A 25471-nucleotide genomic window follows, 5' to 3' on the forward strand; every position below is an offset into this window, starting at 1 on the left:
GGCGATCCCGCGCCAGCATCGGCGGCCCGCTATTCGATGACCGCGCAGGCCAGCCGGTCGCCAGCGTCGCCGCTGGGCTGGCTCTGGTGATCGTCGGGGCCGGCATGGATCATCAGCGCCCGGCCCTTGATGGCATTGTCGCCTGCGGCCAGCGTGACCAGCGGGTTGAAGACCTGGGCGCGCGCCGTGCCTTCGGCATCGACCCAGAGGTTGGGCATGTCGCCGGCATGGGGCCCACCCTCGGACAACACGCCATGCGGCCCCGCGGAAGGATTGAAATGCCCGCCGGCTGAATCGTGGCCGGTGCTGTGATCGCAGCTGCCGGTCTCGTGGATGTGGAACGCCACCCAGCTGCTGGGCGGCAGACCGGTCACCTCGGCCTCGATCAACACGCCGTTCGGGGTGGCGACAAGCGTCGCCTGCCCGGCCTCCTTGCCCTTGGCATCGACGAAACCGGCCGTCGCATCCTGCGCTTGGGCCGAGATCGGCAGCAGGGCAAGGCCGAGGGCCAGGAAATATCTGTGCATCGCTTTTCCTCCAGTCCAGGCATGTCGGGAAGGGCAACCCGCGCCCCGGGACTTTGTTCCCGGCCAGGCGCTCACAGGTCGCGGCGGAACTCGGCGATCAGCCACATCATCACCGCGCGGAAGGCTTCCTCGCGGCTGGCCCCGGCGGCAAGCGCGGTGGCAAAGATGGTCCGCTGCTGCTCGGCCGCGTTGCCGCGCAGGATCATGTCGCGCAGGCCGGCCACGGCGGGCTGGCAGTCCAGCGCATCGGCATCCTCGGCGATCGCCGCCAGCCAATCCTCGGCGATCTCGTCGAAGGGGATGATGCGGCGGGTGCCGAAGTCGATCAGCCCCTCGGTCAGGCCATAGCGGGTGGCCCGCCAACGGTTCTCGCCCAGCAGGAAATTGTCATATTGCCGCCAGCGCAGGTTCTTGCGCGACAATCGCCACAGCATCCGCAGCGTGGCCTGCACCAGCGCCACCAGGGTGATGGTGTCGTCCAGCCGGGGGCAGGCGTCGCAGATCCGCGTCTCCAGCGTCGGGAACCGCGCCGAGGGCCGCAGATCCCACCAGATCTTGCTGCCGTCCTCGATGATGCCGGCGCCGGTCAGCGCCGCGACCGAACGCTCGAACTCGTCCCAGCTGCCCATGCGCGGCGGCAGGCCGGTGCGCGGATAGCCGGCAAAGACCGTGGTGCGATACGAGGCGAGCAGCGTGTCCTCGCCCAGCCAGAACGGGCTCGAGGCCGAAAGCGCCAGCAGATGCGGCAGGAACCAGGACAGCTGGTTCATCAGGTCGATGCGCAGCGCCTGGTCGGGGATGCCGACATGGACATGCATGCCGCAGATCAGCATGCGCCGCGACACGCCGCCCATTTCCTGCGAGATCTGCCGGTAGCGGTCCTTGTCGGTGCGGCCCTGCATGCGCCAGTCCGCGACCGGATGGCAGGCGACCGAGATCGGTGCCAGGCCGAATTCGGCGGCGTGGCGGGCGATGCTGTCGCGCAGCCGTGCCAGATGCGCCCGCGCCTCGGTCACGTCGGCGGCGATGGGGGTGCCGATCTCGATCTGGCAGCGCAGGAATTCCGGGCCGACCTGGTCGGCCAGCTCGGCCTTGCAGGCCTGCATCAGCGCCTCGGGCGCTTCGTGCAGATCGCCGCTTTTGGCGTCGACCAGCAGATATTCCTCTTCGATGCCCAGGGTGAACGGGATCTCCTCTGCCATGGCCGGCCCTTTCCTGTCAGAACGCTGTCCGGCCGAACCCGGAAGGGCTGCGCGATGTTCCCGGAGTTTCAGGGCAGGCCGGCGCCCCGCCGCCGGGCGCGGCGAAGGCCCCGGCTCCGGCGGCGGCCGTTCACGCGATCTGGAAGCCGTGGCGCAGCGGGTCGTCGTCATCGACCAGGATGGTGTTGTGGCCGGTGATCCGCGCCCAGCCGCCGATGCTGGGCAGGATGCCGGCATGGGGGCCAACCGTCACCGCCTGCTCGGCCCGGCCCTCGAAGACGGTGCCGATCAGGCTCTTGTTGCGGAAGCTTTCGCCCACCGCCAGCCGGCCCTTGCCGTGAAGCTGCGCCATGCGCGCCGAGGTGCCGGTGCCGCCGGGCGAGCGGTCGATGGCCTTGTCGCCATAGAACACCGCATCGCGCCCATCGCAATCCGGCCCGTCCGGCCCGTCGCACCAGATGGCGTGATGGACGCCGCGGATACGCGCGTCCTCGGGGTGGACGACCTTGTCGCCGATCTCGGCCAGCGCCTCGCGCAGGGCGCGGCTGTGGGTCACGATCTCGGATGCGGTCATGCCGGTCAGGCCGGGCCAGTTTTCCTGCGGCTCGATCACCGCGTAGAAGTTTCCGCCATAGGCGATGTCCACCAGCAGCGGGCCGAGGCCGGGGACGTCGACCCGGACGTCGGCGCTGTGCAGGAAGCTCGGCACGTTGAACAGCCGCACCGAGGCGACGCGCCCTCCCTCCATCGTGTAGTCCACGTCGACGCGGCCGGCCGGGGTCTCGATGGCCAGCCGGCCGGGGGTCTTCGGCGTGACCAGCCCTTCCTCGATGGCGACGGTGGCCAGGCCGATGGTGCCGGCGCCGCACATCGGCAGGCAGCCCGACACCTCGATGAACAGCGCCGCGAGGTCGCAATTCTCGCGGAAGGCAGGATAGAGGATGGCGCCCGACATGATGTCATGGCCGCGCGGCTCGAACATCAGCGCGGTGCGCACCCAGTCGTGGTCGCGCAGGAACAGGTCGCGGCGCTCAAAGATCGGCAGATGCGGCAGCAGCGGCGCGCCACCGGCCACGACCCGGACCGGGTTGCCGCAGGTATGCGCGTCGATGCAGAAGAAGCGATGGCGCATCGGTCAGCCCGCCTTCCGCCGGCGGTCGAGCGCGCCGCGCGACAGGCGGTCGAGCAGCAGCGCCACGGCGACGATGGCAAGGCCGGCGCGCAGGCCGAGGCCCATCTCCATCCGCGTCAGGCCGCGCGTCACCTCGGCGCCAAGACCGCCGGCGCCGACCAGGCCCGCCAGCACCACCATGGCCAGCGACAGCAGGATGCACTGGTTCAGCCCGACCAGCAGCGTGGGCTTCGCGGCCGGGAACTCGATCTTCCACAGGATGGTGCGGGGCTTTGCGCCGATGGCCTGGCCCAGCTCCTTCAGGTCCGCGGGCACGCCGCGGAAGGCCAGCGTGGTCAGGCGCAGCATCGGCGGGATGCCATAGACGATGGTGGCGATGATCGCCGGGACGCGGCCCAGGCTGAAGATCATCACCGCCGGGATCAGGTAGACCCAGGGCGGCACGGTCTGCATCACGTCGAGGATCGGGCGCAGCGCCGCCTCGACCCGCGGCCGCCGGGCGGCAAGGATGCCCAGCGGGAAGGCGATGGCGACCGCGATCAGCACCGCGACCAGCACCAGCGCGATGGTCTGCATCGAGGCCTGCCACAGCCCCATCAGCCAGCAGAAGCCCAGGCAGCAGCCGGCCAGGATCGCCACCCGCAGCCCGGCCGCGAAGAAGGCCAGTGCCACCACCAGGGCGATCAGCCCGGCGGGCGGCAGGGTCAGGAAGGCGGCCTCGAGGGCGCCCAGCACCGCCTCGATCAGCTGCGTGACCAGGGCGAAGAACGGGTGGAAATTGGCGTTCAGCCAATCGACGACGGGGGCTAGGACGGCTCCGGGATTGAAGGTCATTTCACCCTCGCTGCGGCTTGCGTCACGCGGTCCAGCACCATGGTCAGCACGACGATGGCGATCGAGGCGTTGATCGAGGTGGCGATGTCCAGCGTGCGGATGGCGCCGTAGATGGTCTCGCCCAGGCCCCCCGAGCCGACGATGCCCGCGATCACCACCATGCCGAAGGCCATCATCAGGCTTTGGTTGATGCCGGCCATGATCGAGGGCACGGCAAAGGGCAGGCGGATCTTCCAGAACATCTGCATGGGCGTCACGCCGGTGGCGTGGCCCAGCTCGATGAACTCGTTGGGCGTCTGGCGAATGCCGAGCGCGGTCAGACGGATCGCCGGCGGCATGGCAACGATCACCGTGGCGACCAGCGCCGTGGCGGGGCCGTAGCCCAGCAGCGCGATGGCCGGCAGCAGGTAGATATAGGGCGGCATGGTCTGGATCAGGTCCAGCACCGGGGTCAGCGCCCGGTCGAGGCGCGGCATCAGCCCGGCCAGCACCCCGAGCGGCAGGCTGATCGCCAGGGCGATGACGGTGGCGGCGATGACCAGCGCCAGCGTGCTCATGGTTTCCGGCCAGAGCGCCATGGCGGCGCAGGCGACCAGCGCGACGGCGGTGGCGATGCCGGCGCCAAGGCCCAGCATCCGCCAGGCCAGCAGTCCGGCCAGCGCGGCGATGACGTGGAAGGGCGGCAGCATCAGAAGCCAGAGCACCCCGTCATAGAGCCCTTCCAGCAGCAGCCGGAAGAAGTCGAAGACGAAGGCCGCGTGGTCTGAAAGCCAGAACAGCGCGTTGTCGACGGCCGTGTCGAAGGCGGTCACGAAGTTTTCCATGGCCATCCCTCAGGCTGCGCGGGCGTCGGGCTCGCCGCGCACGCCTTGCAGCAGGTTGCGGATGGTGACGATGCCGACCGGCCGGCCGCCGTCCTCGACGACGATGGCATCGCTGCCGGTCTCGGTGATCAGGCCGATCAGCGTGTCGATATCGGCCTCGGGCGAGCAGCGCGGCAGGCTGTCGGCGGCGCCCGGCCATTGCTTGGGCGGGATCATCACCGAATGCGCCTTGACCAGATGCAGCCGCGAGATGCCGGCGACGAAATCGGCGACATATTGGTCGGCGGGGTTCATCACGATCTCCTCGGCGGTGCCGGTCTGGATGATGACGCCGTCCTTCATGATGGCGATGCGGTCGCCGATGCGGATCGCCTCGTCGAGGTCGTGGGTGATGAAGACGGCGGACTTGCCCAGATCCTTGGTCAATTGCCGGAACTCGTCCTGCAATTGCCGGCGGATCAGCGGGTCGAGCGCCGAGAACGGCTCGTCCATCAGGATGATTTCCGGGTCCGAGGTCAGGGCGCGGGCCAGACCGACGCGCTGCTGCATGCCGCCCGACAGTTCCGAGGGATAGCGCGCCTTCCAGTCCGAGAGCCCAACCTTGGCCAGCGCGGCCTCGGCGGCGCGGTTGCGCTCGTCGCGCGACACGCCCTGCACCTCAAGGCCGAAGGCGGCATTCTCCAGCACCGTGCGCTGCGGCAGCAGCGCCACCGACTGGAACACCATGCCGATGTGGCGGGCGCGGGTCTCGCGCAGGGTGGCGGCGTCCATGGTCGAGATGTCGCGGCCCTTGACCACGACCTTGCCCAGGCTCGGCTCGATCAGCCGGTTCAGCAGCCGGATCAAGGTCGACTTGCCCGAACCCGACAGGCCCATGATGCAGAAGATCTCGCCGCGGCGCACCTGCAGCGTGGCATCCGAGACGCCGACCACGCAATTGTAGTACTGCAGGATGTCCTTCTTGGTCAGGCCGCGTTCGGTGATCGCGCGGATCGCCTCGGCATTGCGGTCGCCGAAGACCTTCCAGACCGACTGGCAATCGATCAGAACGTCGCTGGTGTCTGCTTGCATCATTTCCATTTCCCTGTCGCGCCTTTGCTCGTGCCATTGCCGGGCGGCCCGCGATCGGGCCGCCCGTGCCGGAGGCATCAGTAGGACTTGATGTTTTCCCAGCGCCCGATCAGGTCGGCATGGGCCTCGATCCAGTCCGCGATGGCCTGGTCCATGCTCTTGCCCTCGTTCACCGCCGCGTTGATCGCGGTGATGTCGGCAAGCGGCACGTAGACGCTGGCGATGGCCTCGCGCGCTTCGGGGTTTTCTTCCGAAAAGCCCTTCTGGCCGATCCAGTAATAGCCCTGCGGCGGGGCAAAGACGCCCTTGGGATCGGCCAGGAACTTGGTGTCGAACTTCTGCACCATCCAGGACGGCTCCCAGATCGTCACCGCGATCCATTCCTGCCGGTCGGTCGCCGATTTCAGGGCGGCAGTCATGGCGGCGGAGCTGCCCTCGACCAGCTGGAGGTTCAGCCCATAGGCGGATACCGCATCGCTGGCCTCGCGCATGAGGCCCGATCCCGGCTCGATGCCGACGATCTTGCCGCCGAACTTGTCGGCATTCTCGTTCAGTTGCTCGATCGATTCCACGGGCACATATTTCGGCACCGCGATGCCCTGATAAAGCCCGTGCGAGACCGGCGAGATCTTCTCCAGCCGGTTCTTGTTGCGCTGCCAGTAATCCTGGGCGACGTAATCGATCTGCGAGGCGATGATCTGCACGTCGCCCTTGGCCAGCGCCGCATAGGCGATGCCCCATTCCGAGAACTCGGTCAGCTCGACGGTGAAGCCCTTGTCCTCCAGCACCTTCTTGGTGATGCCCGTGATCGGGGTCAGGTCTTCCCAGGACAGGGTGCCCATCTTGATCACCTTGTCCTGCGCCAGCACCGGCGAGGCGAGCCCCAGCGCCACGGCGCCGGCAAGGATGGCTTTGAACAGTTTGCGCATTCAGATTCCTCCGCTGATTGGTCTTCCTGGGTGGTCCGGGCCATGGACATCACCCGGCCTTCGCCGCGGCACGCGCCACGGCGGGATCGTTCCGGCGCAGCCCGGCAGGGGCCGCGTTATTCCAGAGGGTTACGGATTGGTCGTCTCAGGATTCCCCCTATCCTGAATGCCGCAATTTATCCCTTGGCGCCGGATTCCGGGCAAACGAGAATTTGCTTCGGTTGGGCATTAGAAAATCTACGGCGCGCGGCCGCAGGGATCAGCCTGCCTGTTCCCGCAATGCCGCCAGCACATGCTCGACAAACGCCGCCACGCCGGGGCGCTTGAGCGATTTCTGCTTGCAGTTCAGGAAGTTGCCTCGTCCGGCGGTGATCGGTGCCGGATGGGCGAAGGCCAGCCGGCCCTGGCCGATCAGGGCCTGCACCATGTGGTGCCAGCCCAGCATCACCCCCTCGCCGCGCAAGGCGGCGTTCATCAGCAGGCTGACCTTGTTGGTGGACAGCGTCGAGGGCGCCTTGTTCCATTCGGCGCCCTGGGCGCGAAACCATTCCGCCCAGCCCAGCGGCTGCCAGCCGATGGCATCCGCGCTCCAATGCCGGTCGTGCAGGTGCAGCAGGTTGACGCGGTTCAGGGCATCGGCCTCGTCGAAGGGGCCGTGCTCGGCCAGGAAGGCCGGGGTGCAGACCGGCTGGGCGATCTCCTGGAACAGGAAATGCAGCTCCTCGCCGACCTCGCAGCGCTCGTTGCCGCAGAGGAACGAGATGTCCACCTCGGAATAGTTGCGCAGGGTGTCGTCGGCATCCGAGGCCAGCACCACGAAGCCGATCTCGGGATGCTGGGCGCGGAAGCTGTCCATCAGCGGCTGCAGCCAGAACAGCGCCATGGCGTCGGTGGCCGAGACGGTCACGGTCTGCGGCCCCTCGTCGCCGGTCAGCACCGACACCGCGGCGCTGATGGTGTCAAGCCCGGCGGTGACGGCCGAATGCAGGCTTGCGCCTTCGGCCGTCAGTTCCAGCGCATTGTGCTTGCGCACGAACAGCGCGGTGTCCAGCGCGCGTTCCAGCAGGCGGATCTGCTGGCTGACCGCGCCCTGGGTCACGTTCAGTTCCTTCGCCGCCAGGGTGAAGCTGAGATGCTTCGCCGCCACCTCGAATGTCGCGAACGAACCGAGCGAGGGCAGGTAGCGGCGCTTGATCGGCGGCATGGCGGTGACGTTCCCTGTTGATCGGGACATCATTCTAACCGGGACTGCCACTCTTTCCAGCGCATATAGGCATTGGCGCCGATGGTGTCGAAGGGATGCGGCGGCAGGCGGCCCGGCTCGGCCTCGGCGGTGAAGAACTCGGTGATCATGCTCGACCGCCCGCACAGCATCTCGGCCGCGCCGATGCCGGTCAGGGTGCTGCGGGTGGTGCCCAGGCCGTTGTCCACGCAGGCGGCGAACAGCCCGGGTTCCAGTTCGCGCATGACCGAGACGCCGTTTTTCGACAGGCACAGGTGCCCCGACCAGCAATATGCGAAGCGCAGTCCCTTCAGCATCGGGAAACGCGCGTCGAATTTCTGCCGCATGTGGTCCACCAGGCGGGCCAGGTCGGCGGCGCTGGTCTGCATGTCCGGCCGGTAATAGCCGCCCTGGCGGATGACGATGCGGTTGCCGCCCTGCGCCGGGCCGATCCGGCGCACCGTGGTGCCCATCGGGTCCGAGGGCGTGGCGCCCCAGCATTCCTGGCCGCCAAGCGTGCGGATCGCCTCGGGCGACAGTTCCTCGGTCATGCAGGCGTTCAGCATGATGTGCATCAGCCGGCCGCGCTTGAAGCCGAAGCTTTCCAGATGGCCGTTATTGGCCATGATGACCCGCTGCGCCAGAAGCGCGCCCTGCGCCGTCGCCAGCCGCCAGCCCTGCGGCGCGGTCTCGATGGTCAGCACCGGCGAGTTCTCATAGATGCGCACGCCGCCGCGCTCCAGCCCGGCGGCCAGGCCCTGCACATAGCCGGCCGGCTGGATCATCGCCGTGCCGGGGGTATAGAGCCCGCCCCGGTAATAGCCGGTGCCGGTGATCTCGTGCATGGCCCGGGCGTCCAGCAGCTCATGCGCTTCGCCCAGGTCGTGCAGATGCCTGGCATAGCTTTCGTTCGCGGCCAGCCCGGCCTCCGAGGCGGCGGCGTTGATCTTGCCCGAGCGCTGGAACCAGCCTTCGGGGATGCCGTATTCCGCCACCGCCTGCGCCGCGAAGTCGATGGCATGGCGGTTCAGCCGCGTCAGCTGCCGGTCGTGGCTGTCGCCCGAGCCGGCATAGTCCGACGAGGTCAGCTCATGCGGCAGGTCGATCATGAAGCCGGAATTGCGCCCGGTGCCGCCTTCGGAAATCCGCGCGGCATCCAGGATCGCCACATCCAGGCCCGGGTCGATCTGGTGCAGGCGCCGGGCGGCCGAGAGCCCGGCGAAGCCGCCGCCGACGATGGCGACGTCGCAGCCCGTGCTGCCGTCCAGCCGCGCGCGGGGCGCGACCGGCGGCAGGATGACGCTCCACCCGGCCGGGCCGTTGAAGACCGGGGTGCGGACGGCCTGATGCCGGCCCATGTCAGTCGAGGCCCGCTGCGGCGTTGTCGGTCAGGTCCAGCCAGATGGTTTTCAGCTGGGTATATTGGTCATGGGCGTGGATCGAGTTGTCGCGGCCGCCGAAGCCCGACTGCTTGTAGCCGCCGAACGGGGTGGTCACGTCGCCCTCGCCGAAGCTGTTCACCGTCACCGTGCCGGCCCGCAAGGCCCGCGCGCCGCGCAGCGCCCGCTTGCCGTTGGCCGAGAAGATCGAGGCGGCCAGCCCGTATTCGGTATCGTTGGCCACCGCGATCGCTTCCTCGAAGCTGTCCACCGCGATCACGGTCAGGATCGGGCCGAAAATTTCTTCCACCGCCAGCCGGGAATCGCGGCCGGTCTCGACGATGGTCGGTTCGATGAAGCCTTCCGAAACCACCTTGCCGCCCATCAGCACCATCTCGGACCGCGCAGCCTCAAGATAGCTGCTGACCTTCTGGAAATGCGATTGCGAGATCAGCGCGCCGACGCGGATGCTTGGGTCCAGCGGATCGCCGACCTGCCACCCGGCCGCCTCGGCCCGGACCTTCTCCAGCAGCCGGTCCTTGATGCCGCGCTGCACGATCAGGCGCGAGCCGGCCGAGCAGTTCTGGCCCATGTTCCAGAAGGCGCCATTCACGACATGCGCCGCCACCGCGTCGAGATCCTCGGCATCGTCCAGCACGATGCAGGGATTCTTGCCGCCCAGCTCCAGCACCACCTCCTTGAGGTTGCTGTCGGCGGAATAGGTCAGGAAGCGCCGCCCGGTCGCGGTCGAGCCGGTGAAGCTGACCATGTCCACGTCCGTGTGCCGGCCCAGCGGCTCTCCTACCTGCGAACCCGAGCCGGTGACGATGTTCAGCACCCCGGCCGGCAGCCCGGCCTTGGCCGCCAGTTCCGCCACCCGCAACGTGGTCAGCGTCGTTTCGCCCGCCGGCTTCAGCACCACCGAGCAACCGGCGGCCAGCGCCGGGCCGATCTTCCAGGCCAGCATCAAAAGCGGGAAGTTCCAGGGCAGCACCAGCCCCACGACCCCCACCGGCTCGCGCACCACCATGGCGATGTGGTTGTCCGAGGCCGGCGAGACCTGGTCGTAGATCTTGTCGATCAGCTCCGCATGCCATTTGATGACATGGATCGTCTCGGGCACGTCCACGGTTTCGCAATCGAAGATGGTCTTGCCGGCGTCGAGGCTTTCCAGCACCGCCAGTTCGCGGGCGTGTTCCTGCATCAGCGCGGCGAGGCGCAACAGGGTTTCCTTGCGCTCGCCCGGATGCAGCTTCGACCAGCGCCCGTCCTCGAAGGCGGCGCGGGCGGCGGTCACGGCCAGGTCCACGTCCTCGGGGCCGCAGGCGGCGATCTCGGCCAGCGGCTCGCCCGTGGCCGGGTTGGTGGTGGTGAAGGTCTTGCCCGAAAGCGCGGGACGGAATCCCCCGTCGATGAAGGCCAGCGTCGGGAAGGTCAGGCCGGCGGCGATGGCCTTGTAATCTTCGGTAGTCAGCAGATCGGTCATCTTACTTCCCCTCGACAATGGCCTGGACGGCGGTTTTCAGCGTGGCGATGACGGCTTCCAGTTCGGCCTTTTCGTCGGCGTTCAGCCCCTGCAGCGGCGGGCGCATCGGGCCGGCGCGCAAGCCGGTGGTCTCGACCCCGTGCTTGACGCATTGGATGAACTTGCCGCCCTGTTCCAGCACCGCCATCAGCGGCATCATCGCCGCCATGATCGCGCGCCCCTTGGCGAAATCGCCGCGCACGGCGCAGGCTTCGTAAAGCGCGACATGCTCCTCGGGCAGGAAGTTCGAGCCGGCGCAGATCCAGCTGCGCGCCCCCCAGGCGAAAAATTCCAACGCCTGGTCGTCCATGCCGCAGCTCATCTGGATCTGCGGATAGTCGCAGGCCAGCGTGTGGATGCGGTTCACGTCGCCCGAGCTTTCCTTGATGCCGATGACGTTCCTGGACTGGCTGACGATGTCGAGGAATTCGCGCCCCATGCTGACGCCCATGCGGCCGGGATAATTGTAAAGGATGACCGGCAGATCGGCGGCGCGGTCGATCTCCAGCGCGTTGGCGGCGTTCTCGGCCTCGGTCGGGACGGAATAGGGCGGGGTGCCCAGCAGGATCGCATCGGCGCCCATTTCGCGGGCGCCTTCGGCCAGCGCGAGGGAATCGGGGGTGCGCATGGCGCCGGTGCCGACGATGACCGGCAGCCGGCCATCGGCGCGCTCGGTGATGAAGCGGGCCAGTTCCAGCCGCTCCTCGACGGTCTCGGCATAGTTCTCGCCGGTGGAACCGCCCGAGATCAACCCGTGCACGCCGCCGGCGACCAGCCGCTCGACCAGATCGGCCAGAGCGTCATGGTCGATCGCGCCATCGGCGTGAAACGGCGTGATCACCGGGGTGTAAATGCCTTCCAGAACCATGCGGGGTGTCATGTCGCGGCCTCCATTCCTCTGCAACCGCCCCGGGCGGGGCGTATCCCTGCCATGAGGTAAGTCCACAGGCCGGCAGCCCGCAAAGGAGAATGTTCAGGGATTGGGCATTAGAAAAACTAGGGTCTCGCCGGTCCCGACGGGGGCGGCGGGTTGACAGCCTCGTCCTCGAATTATAAACGAACGGTCGTGCTGAAATTATCTGGGCCGCCATGGGACGCAAGCGCTCGATCGACCGGGACGAACTGATGCAGGCCATCGAGCGGGTGGCCCGCCGTTCGGGCATTGCCGGGCTGAGCATCGACGCCGTCGCCAAGGAGGCGGGGATCAGCAAGTCCAGCGTGGTCTATGACTGCGACAGCAAGGCCGGGCTGCTGGCGGCCTTCATCCGCCACAAGATGGCCCAGCATTGCGGTCGTTTGCCCGACATCCAGGCCCGGCATAAGGGCAAGCCCAATGCCCGGCTGCGCGAGATGATCGACGAATACCGCCGCGTTCCGACCGAGGAAGAACTGGCCATGGCGCTGCTGATCAGCGCCAGCATGGGCGAACATGCCGAATGCCGCGAGATCATGAGCGAGAAGCTGGCCGGCGATGCCGAGATGGTCGCGGCCCAGGCGGGCAACCGGCAGCGGATGCTGATGACGCTGCTGACCCTGCATGGCATGGCCTTCCTTGAATATTTCGGCTTTTACCGTTTCGACCAAGAAACCCGCAATGAGATCCTTGATGAATTGATGGCGGTCGCGGAAAGCGATCCCGGCGTGCCCGGAGACTGACCTCCACCCATCCAGACTCCCAGGAAAGACCGATCCATGACGATGAAATTTTCTCCCGGCGTTGCCGCCGGGCTTGTGTTTTGCTGCCTGATGGCAGCTTCTCCGTTGGCGGCGCAGCAGCTTCCGCCGCCGCAGGTCAGCGTGCAGGAACTCACCCCCGAGGCGCTGCCGGTCATCAACGAACTGCCCGGCCGGGTGGCCGCGACCCGCATCGCCGAGGTGCGGCCACGGGTCGGCGGCATCGTCATCGAGCGCGTCTTCGAGCAGGGCGGCAAGGTCGAGACCGGCGACGTGCTGTATCGCATCGACCCCGCGCCCTATGACGTGCGCGTCGCCAGCGCCAAGGCGACGCTGGCGCGCGCCCAGGCCACGGCGCTGAACGCCGCCGACCAGGAAAAGCGCGCCCGGGCCCTGCGCGAGCGCAAGGTGACGGCGGGCGCCGATCTGGACAATGCCACCACGGCGCTGGCCCAGGCCGAGGCGGACGTGGCCATCGCCCGCGCCGCCCTGCAGGAGGCCGAGCTGAACCGCGGCTATACCGTGGTCACCGCCCCGATTTCGGGCGTGGTCGGCCGGGCGCTGGTGACCGAAGGGGCGCTGGTCAACGCGCAGACCGACGTCATGGCGACGATCCAGCAGCTCGATCCGGTCTACGTGGACTTCACCCAATCCTCGTCCGAGCTGTTCGCGCTGCGCCGGGCGCTGGCGGCGGGGCAGCTGGCGATGATGTCGGCCGACGAGGCCGAGGTGCGGCTGGTCTTCGACGACGGCAGCGGTTACGCCCATCCCGGCAAGCTGCTGTTCTCGGAAGCCAGCGTGGACAGTTCCACCGGGCAGATCACCCTGCGGGCCGAATTTCCCAATCCCGAGGGCGAGTTGCTGCCCGGCCTTTATGTCCGGGTGCGGATCGAGCAGGCGATGCGGGACAATGCGCTGACCATTCCGCAGATGGCGGTGCAGCGCGACCAGTCCGGCCAGGCCTATGTCTATGTGCTGAAGGACAAGGACACGGTCGAGCGGCGCGACGTCACCCTGGGCCAGACCAGCGACAACCGCTGGCTGGTCGAGGCAGGGCTGAAGCCCGGCGAGCGGGTGGTCGTCGCCGGGGCGCAGAAACTCTATCCCGACGCCAAGGTGAAGCCGCAGCCGGTCGTGGCCGCAAGGCCGGTGCCCGCCGGGGCCGCCGCCGCGGCCGAGACGCCCGAGGCCGCGCTGCCCGCCAGCGACGTCAAGGCCGGGGAATAAGGCAGCATGGCACAGTTCTTCATTCGCCGGCCGGTGCTGGCATGGGTCATCTCGATCTTCATCGTCATCGCCGGGCTGCTGGCGCTGCCGAACATCCCGGTGGCGCAATACCCGCAGGTGGCCTGGCCGCAGATCACCATCTCGACCTCCTACACCGGCGCCGCGCCGGGCGAGATCAACCAGGCCGTCGCCCAGCCCATCGAGGATGAGCTGAACGGCGTCGAGGGGTTGGCCTATTACGAATCCGTCTCGGATTCCTCGGGGGCCATGCAGATCACCGCGACCTTCGAGCCCGGCACCGACGTGGCCCGCGCCCAGGTGGACGTGCAGAACGCGGTGTCGCGGGTCGAGCCGCTGCTGCCGCAAAGCGTGGTCGACCAGGGGGTGCTGATCGAGGAGGCCGGCTCGGGCTTCCTGATGATGGTGGCGCTGACCTCGGAAGACGGGTCGATGGACGACATCGCGCTGGGCGATTACATCAACCGCAACGTCGCCGGCGAGCTGCGGCGGATCGAGGGCGTCGGCCGGGCGCAGGTCTTCGCGCCCGAACGCGCGCTGCGCATCTGGGTCGATCCGGCCAAGATGACCGGCCTGAACCTTTCCTCGGCCGAGATCGTCGCCGCGGTGCGGGCGCAGAACGCCCAGGTCGCGGCCGGCAAGGTCGGGGCCGATCCCAACCCCATCGGCCAGCAGCTGACCGCGACCGTGCTGATCAAGGGCCAGCTTGCCGATCCCGAGGAATTCGGCCGGATCGTGCTGCGCGCCAATCCCGACGGCTCGGCCGTGCTGCTGCGCGACGTCGCCCGCATCGAGGTCGGGGCCGAGACCTACAGCTTCGCCTCGCGGCTGGATGGCAAGCCCGCGGCGGCGCTGGGGATCCAGCTTTCCAGCACCGGCAACGCGCTGAACACCTCGGAAGCGGTGCATCAGAAGATGGAGGAGCTGTCGCGCTTCTTCCCGCGGGGCGTGGCCTACACCATCCCCTATGACACCACCCCCTTCGTCGAGGCCTCGATCGAAAAGGTGCTGCACACGCTGGTCGAGGCGGTGGCCCTGGTCTTCGTGGTGATGTTCCTGTTCCTGCAGAACTTCCGCTACACGATCATCCCGACCATCGTGGTGGCCATCGCGCTGATGGGGACGGTGGCGGTCATGCTGGCGGCCGGCTTCTCGATCAACGTGCTGACCATGTTCGCCATGGTGCTGGCCATCGGCATCCTGGTCGACGACGCCATCGTGGTGATCGAGAACGTCGAGCGCATCATGGCGACCGAGGGCCTGCCCCCGCGCGAGGCGACGCAGAAGGCCATGGGCCAGATCTCGGGCGCCATTGTCGGCATCACCCTGGTCCTGGCGGCGGTTTTCGTGCCGATGGCCTTTTTCCCCGGCTCGTCGGGGATCATCTATCGGCAGTTCGCGCTGACCATGGTGGTGTCGATCCTGTTCTCGGCCTTCCTCGCGCTGACGCTGACCCCGGCGCTTTGCGCCACCTTCCTGAAGCCGATCAGCGGCCATCACGAAAAGAAGGGCTTCTTCGGCTGGTTCAACCGCAACTTCGACCGGCTGACCGGGCGCTACGCGGGCGCGGTGGGGCTGGTGACGCGCCGGCGGCTGGTGATGATGGTGTTCTATGTCGGGCTGGTGGTCGCCACCGGCATGGGCTTCCTGCGCCTGCCGACCAGCTTCCTGCCCAACGAGGATCAGGGGTTCGTCATCAGCGACGTGCAGACCCCGGCCACCGCCAGCTCGAACCGCACCGACGAGGTGTTGGCCGAGGCCACGCAGATGTACCGGGACATGGAGGCGGTCGAGAACGTCGTTTCGATCCGCGGCTTCAGCTTCTCGGGGCAGGGGCCGAATGCCGGGCTGATCTTCACCACCTTCAAGGACTGGGCCGAGCGCGAGCAATCGGCGCAGGACATCGCCGATGCCGCGAACATGCAGCTGTTCGGCTATCGGGACGCGCAGGCCTTCGCGCTGTCGCCGCCGCCGATCCCCGGCTTCGGCACAACCGGCGGCTTCAGCTTCCGCCTGCAGGATCGCGGCGGGCAGGGCCAGGAGGCGTTGCTGGCCGCCGCCCAGCAGATCATGGCGCAGGCGCAGGAGGGCGGCGTCGTCACCGGGTTGCGCATCGAGGGGCTGCCCTCAGCCGCGCAGGTCTTCGTGACCATCGACCGCGAAAAGGCCAATGCCTTCGGCGTGACCTTCGCCGACATCTCGGCCACCATCTCGCAATATCTCGGCTCGGCCTATATCAACGACTTCCCGAATGCCGGGAAGATGCAGCGCGTGGTCATGCAGGCCGAGGACGACAGTCGCATGCAGGCCGAGGACGTCCTGAAGCTGACGGTGCGCAACAGCAATGGCGGCATGGTGCCGTTTTCCTCCTTCGCCAGCGTCAGCTGGGAACAGGGGCCGTCGCAGGTCGTGGGCTATAACGGCTATCCCGCGGTCCGCATCGCCGGTTCGGCCGCACCGGGCCATAGTTCCGGCGCCGCCATGGCCGAGATGGCGCGGCTGGCGGCCGAGCTGCCGCAGGGCTTCGGCTATGAATGGACCGGGCAATCGCTCGAGGAGATCCAGGCCGGCAGCCAGGCGACGCTGCTGTACGCGATGAGCATCCTGTTCGTCTTCCTGCTGCTGTCGGGGCTTTACGAAAGCTGGTCGATTCCCCTGTCGGTGATGCTGGTGGTGCCGCTGGGCGTGCTGGGCTGCGTGATCGCGGTCATGCTGCGCGACATGCCCAACGACATCTATTTCAAGGTCGGCCTGATCGCGATCATCGGACTTTCGGCCAAGAACGCCATCCTGATCGTCGAATTCGCCAAAGACCTGCGCGAACAGGGGCAAAGTCTGATCGAGGCGGCGGTGACGGCGGCAAGGCTGCGCTTCCGGCCGATCCTGATGACCTCGCTGGCCTTCACCTTGGGCGTGCTGCCGCTGGCCATCGCCACCGGGCCCTCGGCCGCCAGCCAGAATGCCATCGGCACCGGCGTCATCGGCGGCATGATCGCGGCCACGGTGCTGGCGATCTTCTTCGTGCCGGTGTTCTTCGTCTTCGTTCTGGGCCTGTTCAGCCGGTTGGGCGGCAAGGCGCGGACCGGGGCCGATCCGGCCCGGGCGGATGCGGCGGGCTAGGCTCCGGCCGCGCCGCCGGCACGGGTGGGCCTGGTCCGCCCGTGCCTTTCCATCCTTTTTCGCGGCCCCTTTGGCGGACCGCTGCAAGCAGAGAGTTTTCGGATGACGCAGATCCTGTCCCTTTCCCGCCGCGGCCTGTTGGGCGGGCTGGCCTCGAGCCTGGCGCTGGCCGCCTGCAGCCAGGTCGGTTACGCCCCGCCCCGGGCCGAGCTCGCCTCGGCCTTCGCCGGCAATTCGCCCGCCCGCCGCGCCGGCGCCAACGCCTGGTGGGCGGCCTTCCGCGACAAGCAGCTGGACGCGCTGGTCGCCGCCGGGCTGAAGCGCAATCTCGACGTGCTGACCGCGGTCGCGACCATCCGCGAGGCGCAGGCCAATGCCCGGCTGGTGGGCGCGAACGACCTGCCGCAGGTCGATGCCTCGGGCGCGGCCGGCCGCAGCCGCAACGAGACCGGCGCCGTCGGCGAAACCAGCTCGGCGACGCTGGGGGTGTCCTGGCTCATCGACCTGTTCGGCCAGAACCGCGCCGCGCGCGAGGGGGCCTCGGCCAGGCTCGACGCCGCCTATCTGTCGGCCGAGGTCTCGCGCCTGACGGTGGCCAGCGCCATCGCCCAGGCCTATGTCGATGCGCGCTATTACCAAGAGGCGCTGGCCCTGACCCGGCAGAGCCTGGACAGCCGCAAGCGCTCGCTGTCGATGACCCGCACCCAGGACGAATTCGGCAGCGCCACCCGGCTGGAAGTGCTGCAGGCCGAGCAGCTGGTGACCCAGGCCGAGGCCGCGCTGCCGGGGCTCGAGGTCGGCTTTGACCGCTCGGTGAACCGGCTTGCCACCCTGACCGCCGGGCGCAGCGCCGATATCGCCGCGCGGTTGCGCAAGGGCGGCGGCCAGCCGCGGGCGCGCTACCGCGCCAGCGTCGGCGTTCCGGCCGACGTGATCCGCGTGCGTCCCGACGTCCGCGTGGCCGAGCGCAACCTGGCCGCTGCCGTCGCCGGCGTGGGCGAGGCGCAGGCGGCCTTCTATCCCAAGCTGACGCTGTCGGGCTCGATCACGCCCGCGAACATCAGCGGCGGCAGTTCCAAGACCTGGAGCTTCGGCCCGCAGATCTCGCTGCCGCTGTTCTCGGGCGGCGCCAACCAGGCGAACCTGTCGGCGGCGCAGGCGCGGGCCGAGCAGGCGCGGCTGGCCTGGCAGGCCTCGGTGCTGAACGGTGTCGAGGAGGTCGAGAACGCGCTGGCCGGTTACAACCGCGACGCTCGCGCCGTCTCGGCGCAGTCGCGGCTGGTCGAGAATGCCCGCGAGACGGTGCACCTGACCCGCAGCTCTTACGATCTGGGCGAGTCGGATTTCTTCCCGGTGCTGGACGCCGAGCGCAGCCTGCTTTCGGCCCGGCAGGAACTGGCTGCGGCGCTGCGCGATCAGGCAGTGAACTTCATCAAGCTGAGCGCGGCGGCGGCCGGCGGGGTGGGCGTGCCGGCGTCGTGAAGGCGCCAATCAGCGCAGGGCCAAGATGTCCTGCGCCATTATGATCCTGGGCTGGCGTGGAATCATCCGGCTCTTGCGCCGCTCGAAAGCGTCGCAAAAAGCCATCGGATCATCGAACTCGAACTCGGCCAGTTGTTCCAGCGGATATTGCCACCATTTCGTGTCCAAAAGTCGCTGGATCACTGCCTTGGGGAAGCGGTATTTGATGATCTTGGCGGGCATTCCTGCGACGATGGCATATGGTGGCACGTTCTTGGTAACGACTGCATTTGCCGCGAGGATCGATCCGGTTCCGATGGTCAGACCGCCCGCCAGCAAGACATCGCCCCCAATCCATACATCATGATGAATGCGAGTCGGTTTGGGCGTGCCGTCATAAGATTTGGAAAACGCCTCCGAGCTCGCCCCAAGTTCCCGCGCGGCTTCGCGGTAGAACGGTCCATAACTGACGGGATGCGTGGAAACGCGCGAGTATGGATGGTTATTACCCATCATTCTTACGCCGGTTGCAATCGAGCAGAACGCTGCGGATGTAAATCGGTGTGCAGGCGAATGGGCATAGCTCATATATCCCAGAGACCCGATCACCATGACATTGCCATTCTTGACGAAATGACGGGTCCAGTGTGACACTCGCAGATTGTCGTGAAAAACGATCCGTTCGATCTTTTCGAGATTGCCTTCGGTTTCCTGGGATTTCGGCAGAATCCTGCTTTGGGACAGAAAATCGAAAATTCTGTGGTTCATCTTCAAATTATGCAACATCGTGTGCGAGCACCGGCAATGAAAATACTGGATTCGAGCCGAGCCGATTTCCCAGCCCGGCCTGTCTCGTCAAAGCGGATCGACCGTGAAGGCCGGCATCCTGTCGCCGGTATCCAGCGTCGCCAGGCAGCGCCGGCCGCAATCCAGCGCCTCGCGGATGGTCACGTCCATGTCGAGATAGCGATAGGTGCCCAGCCGACCCACGAAGGTCACGTTCGACTCGGCCTCGGCCAGCGCGACGTAATCGGCCAGCATCGCCTTTTCCGCCACCAGCCGGATCGGGTAATAGGGAATGTCCTCGGACCCGCATTCGCGCGAGAATTCGCGATAGAGCACCGAGCCGTCATGGTTTTCCCACGGCGCGAAATGCTTGTGCTCGGTGATCCGGGTATAGGGCACGCCCACGTCGCCGTAATTCATCACCGCGCAGCCCTGGTAATCGCCCTGGTAATCGAAACGCTCGAAATCCAGGGTGCGATAGCCAAGGCGGCCCAGTTCGTAACCGAACCAGCCGTCGATCGGGCCGGAATAGAAGACATGATCGTAATCGGCGGCCTCGTCGCGGCCGACCGTCGTATTCAGCTTCACGCTGATGCCGGGATGGTCCAGAATCCGCTCGACCATTGCGGTATAGCCGTTTTCCGGCATGCCCTGGAACTTGTGGAAGAAGTAATTGTCGTCATAATTGAAGCGCACCGGCAGGCGCTTGAGGATCGAGGCCGGCAGTTCTGTCGGCGAGCAGCCCCATTGCTTCAGCGTATAGCCCTTGAAGAAGGCCTCGTAGAGTTCGGGGCCGACGAAGCGCAACGCCTGCTCCTCGAAGGTCTGCGGGTCGGTGATCGAGGTGTCGGCCTTGCCTTCAAGAAAGGCGCGCGCCTCGTCGGGACGCAGGGTCTGGCCGAAGAACTGGTTGATCGTGTGCAGGTTCACCGGCAGCGAATAGACCGCGCCCTGCGAGGTGGTCTTGACCCGGTTCTTGTAGGGCAGGAAGGTCTCGAAGCGGTTGACGTAATCCCAGACCTCGGCATCGTCGGTGTGGAAGATATGCGGCCCGTAGACATGGACCATGACGCCGGTCGCCTCGTCGCGGGTCGTGTGGCAGTTGCCGGCGACATGGGGGCGGGCATCGGCCACGGTGACGCGATGGCCGGCTTCGGCCAACATGCGGCCGATCACCGCGCCGGACAGGCCTGCACCGACCATGAGGTAATGTTTCGTCATCAAATTCTCCGGGGCAGTGTGATTTTCAAGGCGCGGGTTATTGCGCCGCCATCGGGGCAGAGCCCGGGGCCGGCTCGGGCGCGATTTCCAGCCGTCTGGTCCAGAAGTCCGTGCTGGCAAGCTCGGCATAACCCTTGCGCCATTCGGCCTTGAGCCGGGGATAGTCGCGCATCAGCCGGATGCCGTTCCTGAGCATTCGCCAGCCCTGGCGCAACGCCGCGCGCTTGGAATGGCGCACGGTGAAGCTTTGCTTGCCGTCGGCGCTGACATAGGTGATCTCGGCGGCGCCCCAGGTTTCGCGGATTCGGCCGCGCTGGCCGGATTGCAGCACCAGCCGGTTGCCGTAGAGCCGGAAGAACGGCAGCAGATGGCCGTTCAGGGTGAATTTCATCAGCAGCCGCGGCAGCCATCTGTGTGGGTTGAGGCGGATGTGCTGTTGCGGCAGCGGGCCGGTCAGCGGTTTCCAGGCCTCGTCCTTGCGGAAGGCGGCGATGGCGGCGCGGCGCTCGGCCATGTCGGCATTCTCGGCAAAGAAGGCGGGGCCGCGCATCACGTCCTCGACCGCCAGGTTCAGCGCCGAGAGCGATTCGTAATGGCACTGGAACAGGCTGCGCATGAAGAACCAGCCCGGCATCGTCAGGGTCTTGAACAGGCCGATATCCATCTGCGGCAGCGCGAGGTGATGGATGATGTGGCTGCGCATGTCGAGATAAAGCGTCTGCGCCGATTCCTTGTCCGAGAAATCCGCGTCCTGGAAGCAGATCACCCCCGGCAGCGTCACGATGTCGAAATCGTTGGCGATCGAGAAGCTGATGTCGTCGCCGCGCACGAAAAACGGGAAGGGACGGTATCTGGTCTCGGCGATCGGAAAGGCGAAATACCACCAGCCGCCATAGAAATTATGCGGCTTGTCCCTGGTCGATTGCATTTCCATCTGCGCGACCTGGTCGAAATTGCGCAGGTCGACGCCCAGCCATTGCGGCTGGCAATGCCGGTTGAAGACCGCGCCATTCTCCCACAGCGCCCAGCGGTGGTTGGCCATGGTCATGCCGCCGGCCACCGCGGTCTTCGGATCGGTGGCATAGGCGAGGAAGGTCCAGGTCCGCTCGACCGCGCCCATATGCACCGAGGCGTCGTCATCCATGAACAGGCAATGCGAGGCGCCGCGCGCCTCGGCCTCCAGCAGCCCGCGGGCGAAGCCGCCCGAGCCGCCCAGGTTCTCATTGCCGATCAGCGTGACCTGTTTCGAGGGCTGGATCGCGGCGCTGCGGCCGTTATCCACCACGATCAGGTGCAGATGCGGCGCCAGCGGGGTCTCGGCCATGAAGGTCTCGAACCGCGCGGCGCTGGCCTCGACCGCGGCCTCGCGCTTGAAGGTGGTGATCGACAGCGCCAGCTGCGGCAGGCGGCGCGGCGCCTGTCGGGTTTCCCAGGCGGCGGCGGTCAGCTTGCCCTCGCCAAGCGCGCGCAGGGTGAAATAGACCAGCCCCACCGGCTCGGCCTCGAGCAGCGGCGTCAGGTCCAGCCGGAAAGGCTCGCCGGCCTGCAGCTCGATGAGCTCGTTGACCGGCCGTTCCCAGGACCGCTGCGGCAGGGTCTGGAACACCACCAGCTCGAAGCGCCCCTCACCCTCGAGCCGCAGTCCCAAATCCTCGAGCGCGCAATGCCGCCGCCATTTGCCGAGGTTGAACAGGTTGGCGGCGGTGTTGAACTCCACGGTGCCGCCGGCCGAAAAGACGATGCTGTGCGCGCTGTCCGAATAGGCCGCCGGCCCGAACAGTCGCAGATAGAGCAGATGCTCGGTCGAGATCCCGCGCTCGGGCCAGAGCAGGGATTGCAGGGTGTGGTTGCGGTTATCTGAAGTGCTGTTTTCCATGGCTGGCCTCAACGCGTTTCGGATTACCGTTTCTGGGGATTGGCGTTACTCGCCAACTTCTGCTTATGGCTGTCGATAATTCCCGACACCAAGGGTCTTACGAAAATATCCATCATCTCCTGGCTGGTAGCGGGCAAGCGCATGTCGGCCAGCGGGGCTTCCGTTTCTGGCAGCGGATCCTCAAAAAGCTTGTCGCGCCCGAAATAGCGGTTTGCGACTGCCTTGTTGCCGGTTTCGAACTCTGCCAGCAGCCGCTCGCGATCCTCGCGGGACAGCAACAGGCTGTTGATTTCACTGTCGCGGGGGCGTGTGCGCCGGTCGATCTCATACAATATGGATTCGAGCTCGGCCCGATAGGGTTCGGGGCTTTGATCAAGCGGTAGCTGCCGCATGAATTCCGACATGGCAGGCGAAAAGCTGGGATTGACTTGGCCCGGGTTTTCGAAATCGCTGATATCGATCAGATCCATATGGCGGCAGAAGGTGGCGATCGGGCCGTCCTTCATATGGCGCTTTTCATGTACGGTCAAAAGGATGTTTTCCTTGCCGAAAAGCTTTTCCAGGTGCTTGACGTATCTGTTGTAGTTTATCCAGTGAAAATCACTTCTCAGCCGCATGAATTCGGGGAATGTCAAATGGCTGAGATGTTTTTGCCATTGCCATTTTATGTTCTGGAAATACCAGCTTTCCAGCCACAAATCTTGCCGCCGTAGCGAGAAAATCACCTTGACGTCGAAATAATCGCGGAAGGGTACCAGATAGGAAAGATCACGCTGGCAGCAAATATCTTCGTCCGTCAGGATGGCGGAATGAATGGGATGCGCAGATTCTTTGCACTGTCGAATGATCCCTTCCGCCACACCCCTCGCCTTGCGATTTCCGACGGCAAGGGCTCGCATCAGAACCGCCTGTCGAGGCGCGCCATTTACCTGCAGATATCCCAGTTCGGCCAACCGGGCGCAATTGACGAACAAGAACCGTTGTATCGCGGAGGTCGCGGTTCTGTGAGCGCCGATATGCAGATAAAGGGTTCGATTCATTTAGCAGCAGATCCTTGGAGAACTAGTCGCTTGATGGATGGGACCGGCATGGCCTGCTCAACCTGCCACGGCATGGTCAGATTTTCGGGGGCATGGTTGGGCGAAAGAAGCGAGGCGGAGCTGACCTGATGATGACCGATGGAAAGGCCGATATGAAGCGGTTGGGTCACTGGGTTGGATCTCGATCAGCGGTCTTCCGATGCGGGCATGGTCCTGCCGGGCCCCGGCAGGCTGGGCGCGGTCTAGCCCATTCTGATTGCCTGGGAAAGCATGAATGCTTGCCGCGGGCCGGACGGCCAGACTGGACGGCTCGCCCGCATCGGCGGAGTTTTGCCGATGACCCTGCGTCAGCGGGGACAAATCGGCACGGCTCGGAAGTCCGCGGAGCCCCGCAGGCACCCGCATCAAGCCCATGGCAGCGGCTTGCGCTTTGTGGCAATGCGGAATCATGGGGACCGCAGATCCGGGAAACACGACCGTGGTGCAATCATCGCAGGACAGCGAACGCTACATCGCCCGAGGCATCGCCCATATGAAGCTGGCGGCCGCCGTCGAGGCGCCGATCGAGGTCGCCTTCGTGCTGATGCCGCGCTTCACCATGCTGGCCTTCACCTCGGCCATCGAGCCTCTGCGTGTCGCCAACCAGCTGACCGAGAAGCTGCTGTTCAAATGGCACGTCCTGACCGAGACCGGCCAGCCGATCAGCTGCTCGAACGGCGTGCCGGTGGTGCCCGATGCCCCGCTTTCCTCGGCCCCGGCCAGCGATTACGTCCTGGTCTGCGGCGGGGTCGAGCCGGATGCCGGCTGCAGCGCAGAGCTGACCGACTGGCTGCGCAAGCAATGGCGCCACGGCCGCACGGTGGGCGGGCTGTGCACCGGCGCCTATGCGCTGGCCCGCGCCGGCATCCTGAACGGCCGCCGTTTCACCCTGCATTGGGAAAACATCCCCAACTTCACCGAGAAGCACCCCGACCTGGCCCCGGAGCGGCGCATCTTCTGCATCGACGACCGCATCGTCACCTGTGCCGGCGGCGTCGCCTCGACCGAGCTGGCGTTGAAGCTGATCGAGGATTACTACGGCACCGACCTGATGCAGGCGGTGATGGACATGTGCCTGCTCGGCCAGATCCGGCGCGGCGAGGAGGAGCAACTGAGCTCGCTTTCCGTGCGGCTGGGCACCCGCAACGACCACCTGATCCGCGCCGTCGCCTATATCGAGGCGCATGTCGAGGACGAGGTGGACCTGGGCGAATGCGCCGGCTATCTGGGCATCTCGCGCCGGCAGCTCGAGCGGCTGTTCCAACGCTATCTGGACACCACGCCGCTGCAATATCTCAACCGGGTGCGGCTGCAGCACGCGCGCTCGCTGCTGACCGAGACCAATCTCAGCGTGATGGAGGTGGCGGTGGCCTGCGGCTTCGGTTCGTCCTCCTATTTCTCCAAGGTGTTCCGCTCGCATTACGGCATCTCTCCGCACAAGTTCTCGCTGACGCGCAAGCGGGGCTGAGCCTTGGCGCGATTGCGTGTATGCTGCCCCGGGAACGCTGGCGAAGGGGGACGGCATGGGCAAGGACGGAGGCAAAGGCGGCGGCCAGGCGGGACGCATCCGCATCGGCATCGGCGGCTGGACCTATGAGCCCTGGCGCGGCAGCTTCTATCCCGAGGGTCTGCCGCAGCGGCGCGAGCTGGAACATGCCAGCCGCCAGCTCACCTCGATCGAGATCAACGGCACCTATTACGGCAGCCAGAAGCCCGAGAGCTTCCGCAAATGGCATGACGAGACGCCCGAGGATTTCGTCTTTTCGCTGAAGGCGCCGCGCTATGCCACGAACCGCAGGGTGCTGGCGGATGCGGGCGAGACCATCGCGCGCTTCTTCGACAGCGGCGTCCTGCTGCTGGGCGACAAGCTGGGGCCGATCAACTGGCAGTTCATGGCGACGAAGAAATTCGACCCCGAGGATTTCGCCGCCTTCCTGAATCTGCTGCCCGCATCGCTGGACGGCAGGGCGCTGCGCCATGTCGTCGAGGTCCGGCACGAAAGCTTCCGCAGCCCGGACTTCATCGGGCTGATCCGCGGCCATGGCATCGCCGCGGTGGTTTCGGCCGATGGCGATTTCCCGCAGATCGCCGATCCCACCGCGCCCTTCGTCTATGCCCGCATCATGGGCACGCGCGAGGACGAGCCGCTGGGCTATGCGCCGGACAAGCTGGACCTGTGGGCGGAACGGGCGCGGATCTGGGCCGCCGGCGGCCTGCCCGAGGGGCTTGACCATGTCGGCGGCAACGATGCCGGGGCGCCGCGCGACGTGTTCCTTTACGTGATCAGCGGCTGCAAGCAGCGCAATCCACAGGCGGCGATGGCCTTGATGGAAAGGCTGGGGCAGGGCGGCTGACCCCCGGTTG

Annotated in this window: 21 protein-coding genes; 6 read left to right on the forward strand and 15 right to left on the reverse strand. The window is 66.5% G+C overall.

Translation table 11 applies throughout. The annotated features are described in order from the left end of the window. Positions 1–29: 29 nt before the first annotated feature. The 11 genes from ACFOMP_RS05075 to ACFOMP_RS05125 form a co-directional block, all read right to left on the reverse strand. Positions 30–527 (reverse strand): superoxide dismutase family protein, encoded by a 498-nt coding sequence (locus ACFOMP_RS05075; RefSeq protein ID WP_289893972.1) that lies wholly within the window; start codon positions 525–527, stop codon positions 30–32. Positions 528–598: 71 nt separating this feature from the next. After that, on the reverse strand, positions 599–1729 hold the full coding sequence (locus tag ACFOMP_RS05080) for a carboxylate-amine ligase (RefSeq protein ID WP_379028318.1): 1131 nt from the start codon (positions 1727–1729) through the stop codon (positions 599–601). 130 nt (positions 1730–1859) lie between these two features. Further along, a complete protein-coding gene (locus tag ACFOMP_RS05085) occupies positions 1860–2861 on the reverse strand; it encodes a 4-hydroxyproline epimerase (protein WP_379028320.1) in 1002 nt (333 codons plus the stop codon). A gap of 3 nt (positions 2862–2864) precedes the next feature. Next, positions 2865–3695 (reverse strand): ABC transporter permease, encoded by an 831-nt coding sequence (locus ACFOMP_RS05090; RefSeq protein WP_379028322.1) that lies wholly within the window; start codon positions 3693–3695, stop codon positions 2865–2867. Further along, a complete protein-coding gene (locus ACFOMP_RS05095) occupies positions 3692–4519 on the reverse strand; it encodes an ABC transporter permease (RefSeq protein WP_379028324.1) in 828 nt (275 codons plus the stop codon). Before ACFOMP_RS05095 ends, ACFOMP_RS05090 begins: the two co-directional genes overlap by 4 nt. Before the next feature lie 9 nt (positions 4520–4528). Next, positions 4529–5593: a quaternary amine ABC transporter ATP-binding protein gene (locus ACFOMP_RS05100; RefSeq protein WP_379028326.1), complete on the reverse strand. Its 1065-nt coding sequence runs from the start codon at positions 5591–5593 to the stop codon at positions 4529–4531. Between the two features lie 74 nt (positions 5594–5667). Further along, positions 5668–6519: a glycine betaine ABC transporter substrate-binding protein gene (locus tag ACFOMP_RS05105; protein WP_019351712.1), complete on the reverse strand. Its 852-nt coding sequence runs from the start codon at positions 6517–6519 to the stop codon at positions 5668–5670. Between the two features lie 259 nt (positions 6520–6778). Further along, the gene (locus ACFOMP_RS05110; RefSeq protein WP_379028328.1) at positions 6779–7723 is read right to left on the reverse strand and encodes a LysR substrate-binding domain-containing protein; all 945 of its coding nucleotides are present in this window, start codon (positions 7721–7723) and stop codon (positions 6779–6781) included. Positions 7724–7752: 29 nt separating this feature from the next. Beyond that, complete coding sequence (locus tag ACFOMP_RS05115) at positions 7753–9099, reverse strand: NAD(P)/FAD-dependent oxidoreductase (protein WP_379028330.1); 1347 nt, start codon at positions 9097–9099, stop codon at positions 7753–7755. A 1-nt stretch (position 9100) separates the two neighbouring features. Beyond that, a complete protein-coding gene (locus ACFOMP_RS05120) occupies positions 9101–10606 on the reverse strand; it encodes an aldehyde dehydrogenase (RefSeq protein ID WP_379028332.1) in 1506 nt (501 codons plus the stop codon). 1 nt (position 10607) lies between these two features. Then, positions 10608–11525 (reverse strand): dihydrodipicolinate synthase family protein, encoded by a 918-nt coding sequence (locus ACFOMP_RS05125; protein ID WP_379028334.1) that lies wholly within the window; start codon positions 11523–11525, stop codon positions 10608–10610. A gap of 209 nt (positions 11526–11734) precedes the next feature. On the opposite strand from ACFOMP_RS05125, the gene ACFOMP_RS05130 reads away from it, so the two are divergent. The 4 genes from ACFOMP_RS05130 to ACFOMP_RS05145 all read left to right on the forward strand — a co-directional run bounded on the left by ACFOMP_RS05130 (position 11735) and on the right by ACFOMP_RS05145 (position 18166). Beyond that, positions 11735–12301: a TetR/AcrR family transcriptional regulator gene (locus ACFOMP_RS05130; protein ID WP_379028336.1), complete on the forward strand. Its 567-nt coding sequence runs from the start codon at positions 11735–11737 to the stop codon at positions 12299–12301. A 36-nt stretch (positions 12302–12337) separates the two neighbouring features. After that, the gene (locus tag ACFOMP_RS05135) at positions 12338–13546 is read left to right on the forward strand and encodes an efflux RND transporter periplasmic adaptor subunit (protein ID WP_379028338.1); all 1209 of its coding nucleotides are present in this window, start codon (positions 12338–12340) and stop codon (positions 13544–13546) included. A 6-nt stretch (positions 13547–13552) separates the two neighbouring features. Continuing rightward, entirely contained in the window at positions 13553–16684 is a 3132-nt protein-coding gene (locus ACFOMP_RS05140; RefSeq protein WP_379028340.1) for a multidrug efflux RND transporter permease subunit, read from the forward strand. Between the two features lie 102 nt (positions 16685–16786). Continuing rightward, positions 16787–18166: an efflux transporter outer membrane subunit gene (locus tag ACFOMP_RS05145; protein WP_379028342.1), complete on the forward strand. Its 1380-nt coding sequence runs from the start codon at positions 16787–16789 to the stop codon at positions 18164–18166. A gap of 9 nt (positions 18167–18175) precedes the next feature. On the opposite strand, the gene ACFOMP_RS05150 is transcribed toward ACFOMP_RS05145, so the two are convergent. The 4 genes from ACFOMP_RS05150 to ACFOMP_RS05165 form a co-directional block, all read right to left on the reverse strand. Then, positions 18176–18913, reverse strand: a complete 738-nt coding sequence (locus ACFOMP_RS05150) for a CatB-related O-acetyltransferase (protein WP_379028344.1) — start codon at positions 18911–18913, stop codon at positions 18176–18178. Between the two features lie 87 nt (positions 18914–19000). After that, positions 19001–20152, reverse strand: a complete 1152-nt coding sequence (gene glf / locus ACFOMP_RS05155) for a UDP-galactopyranose mutase (protein WP_289893956.1) — start codon at positions 20150–20152, stop codon at positions 19001–19003. Between the two features lie 37 nt (positions 20153–20189). Further along, complete coding sequence (locus tag ACFOMP_RS05160) at positions 20190–22028, reverse strand: glycosyl transferase (protein ID WP_379028346.1); 1839 nt, start codon at positions 22026–22028, stop codon at positions 20190–20192. Positions 22029–22051: 23 nt separating this feature from the next. Next, positions 22052–23068, reverse strand: a complete 1017-nt coding sequence (locus ACFOMP_RS05165) for a hypothetical protein (protein ID WP_379028348.1) — start codon at positions 23066–23068, stop codon at positions 22052–22054. A gap of 448 nt (positions 23069–23516) precedes the next feature. Here ACFOMP_RS05165 and ACFOMP_RS05170 point away from each other — a divergent pair, with 448 nt between their 5' ends. Beyond that, positions 23517–24575 (forward strand): GlxA family transcriptional regulator, encoded by a 1059-nt coding sequence (locus tag ACFOMP_RS05170; RefSeq protein WP_289893949.1) that lies wholly within the window; start codon positions 23517–23519, stop codon positions 24573–24575. Positions 24576–24630: 55 nt separating this feature from the next. Next, positions 24631–25461, forward strand: a complete 831-nt coding sequence (locus ACFOMP_RS05175; RefSeq protein ID WP_379028350.1) for a DUF72 domain-containing protein — start codon at positions 24631–24633, stop codon at positions 25459–25461. Positions 25462–25471: the final 10 nt, after the last annotated feature.

Source organism: Paracoccus simplex (genome assembly GCF_042648325.1).
GTDB classification, from domain to species: domain Bacteria; phylum Pseudomonadota; class Alphaproteobacteria; order Rhodobacterales; family Rhodobacteraceae; genus Paracoccus; species Paracoccus simplex.

Bases quoted from the DNA above. Each gene is read 5' to 3' on its own strand.
- ACFOMP_RS05075 (WP_289893972.1), bottom strand. From the start codon at position 527: ATGCACAGATATTTCCTGGCCCTCGGCCTTGCCCTGCTGCCGATCTCG.
- ACFOMP_RS05080 (WP_379028318.1), bottom strand. From the start codon at position 1,729: ATGGCAGAGGAGATCCCGTTCACCCTGGGCATCGAAGAGGAATATCTG.
- ACFOMP_RS05085 (WP_379028320.1), bottom strand. From the start codon at position 2,861: ATGCGCCATCGCTTCTTCTGCATCGACGCGCATACCTGCGGCAACCCG.
- ACFOMP_RS05090 (WP_379028322.1), bottom strand. From the start codon at position 3,695: ATGACCTTCAATCCCGGAGCCGTCCTAGCCCCCGTCGTCGATTGGCTG.
- ACFOMP_RS05095 (WP_379028324.1), bottom strand. From the start codon at position 4,519: ATGGAAAACTTCGTGACCGCCTTCGACACGGCCGTCGACAACGCGCTG.
- ACFOMP_RS05100 (WP_379028326.1), bottom strand. From the start codon at position 5,593: ATGATGCAAGCAGACACCAGCGACGTTCTGATCGATTGCCAGTCGGTC.
- ACFOMP_RS05105 (WP_019351712.1), bottom strand. From the start codon at position 6,519: ATGCGCAAACTGTTCAAAGCCATCCTTGCCGGCGCCGTGGCGCTGGGG.
- ACFOMP_RS05110 (WP_379028328.1), bottom strand. From the start codon at position 7,723: ATGCCGCCGATCAAGCGCCGCTACCTGCCCTCGCTCGGTTCGTTCGCG.
- ACFOMP_RS05115 (WP_379028330.1), bottom strand. From the start codon at position 9,099: ATGGGCCGGCATCAGGCCGTCCGCACCCCGGTCTTCAACGGCCCGGCC.
- ACFOMP_RS05120 (WP_379028332.1), bottom strand. From the start codon at position 10,606: ATGACCGATCTGCTGACTACCGAAGATTACAAGGCCATCGCCGCCGGC.
- ACFOMP_RS05125 (WP_379028334.1), bottom strand. From the start codon at position 11,525: ATGACACCCCGCATGGTTCTGGAAGGCATTTACACCCCGGTGATCACG.
- ACFOMP_RS05130 (WP_379028336.1), top strand. From the start codon at position 11,735: ATGGGACGCAAGCGCTCGATCGACCGGGACGAACTGATGCAGGCCATC.
- ACFOMP_RS05135 (WP_379028338.1), top strand. From the start codon at position 12,338: ATGACGATGAAATTTTCTCCCGGCGTTGCCGCCGGGCTTGTGTTTTGC.
- ACFOMP_RS05140 (WP_379028340.1), top strand. From the start codon at position 13,553: ATGGCACAGTTCTTCATTCGCCGGCCGGTGCTGGCATGGGTCATCTCG.
- ACFOMP_RS05145 (WP_379028342.1), top strand. From the start codon at position 16,787: ATGACGCAGATCCTGTCCCTTTCCCGCCGCGGCCTGTTGGGCGGGCTG.
- ACFOMP_RS05150 (WP_379028344.1), bottom strand. From the start codon at position 18,913: ATGAACCACAGAATTTTCGATTTTCTGTCCCAAAGCAGGATTCTGCCG.
- glf (WP_289893956.1), bottom strand. From the start codon at position 20,152: ATGACGAAACATTACCTCATGGTCGGTGCAGGCCTGTCCGGCGCGGTG.
- ACFOMP_RS05160 (WP_379028346.1), bottom strand. From the start codon at position 22,028: ATGGAAAACAGCACTTCAGATAACCGCAACCACACCCTGCAATCCCTG.
- ACFOMP_RS05165 (WP_379028348.1), bottom strand. From the start codon at position 23,068: ATGAATCGAACCCTTTATCTGCATATCGGCGCTCACAGAACCGCGACC.
- ACFOMP_RS05170 (WP_289893949.1), top strand. From the start codon at position 23,517: ATGGGGACCGCAGATCCGGGAAACACGACCGTGGTGCAATCATCGCAG.
- ACFOMP_RS05175 (WP_379028350.1), top strand. From the start codon at position 24,631: ATGGGCAAGGACGGAGGCAAAGGCGGCGGCCAGGCGGGACGCATCCGC.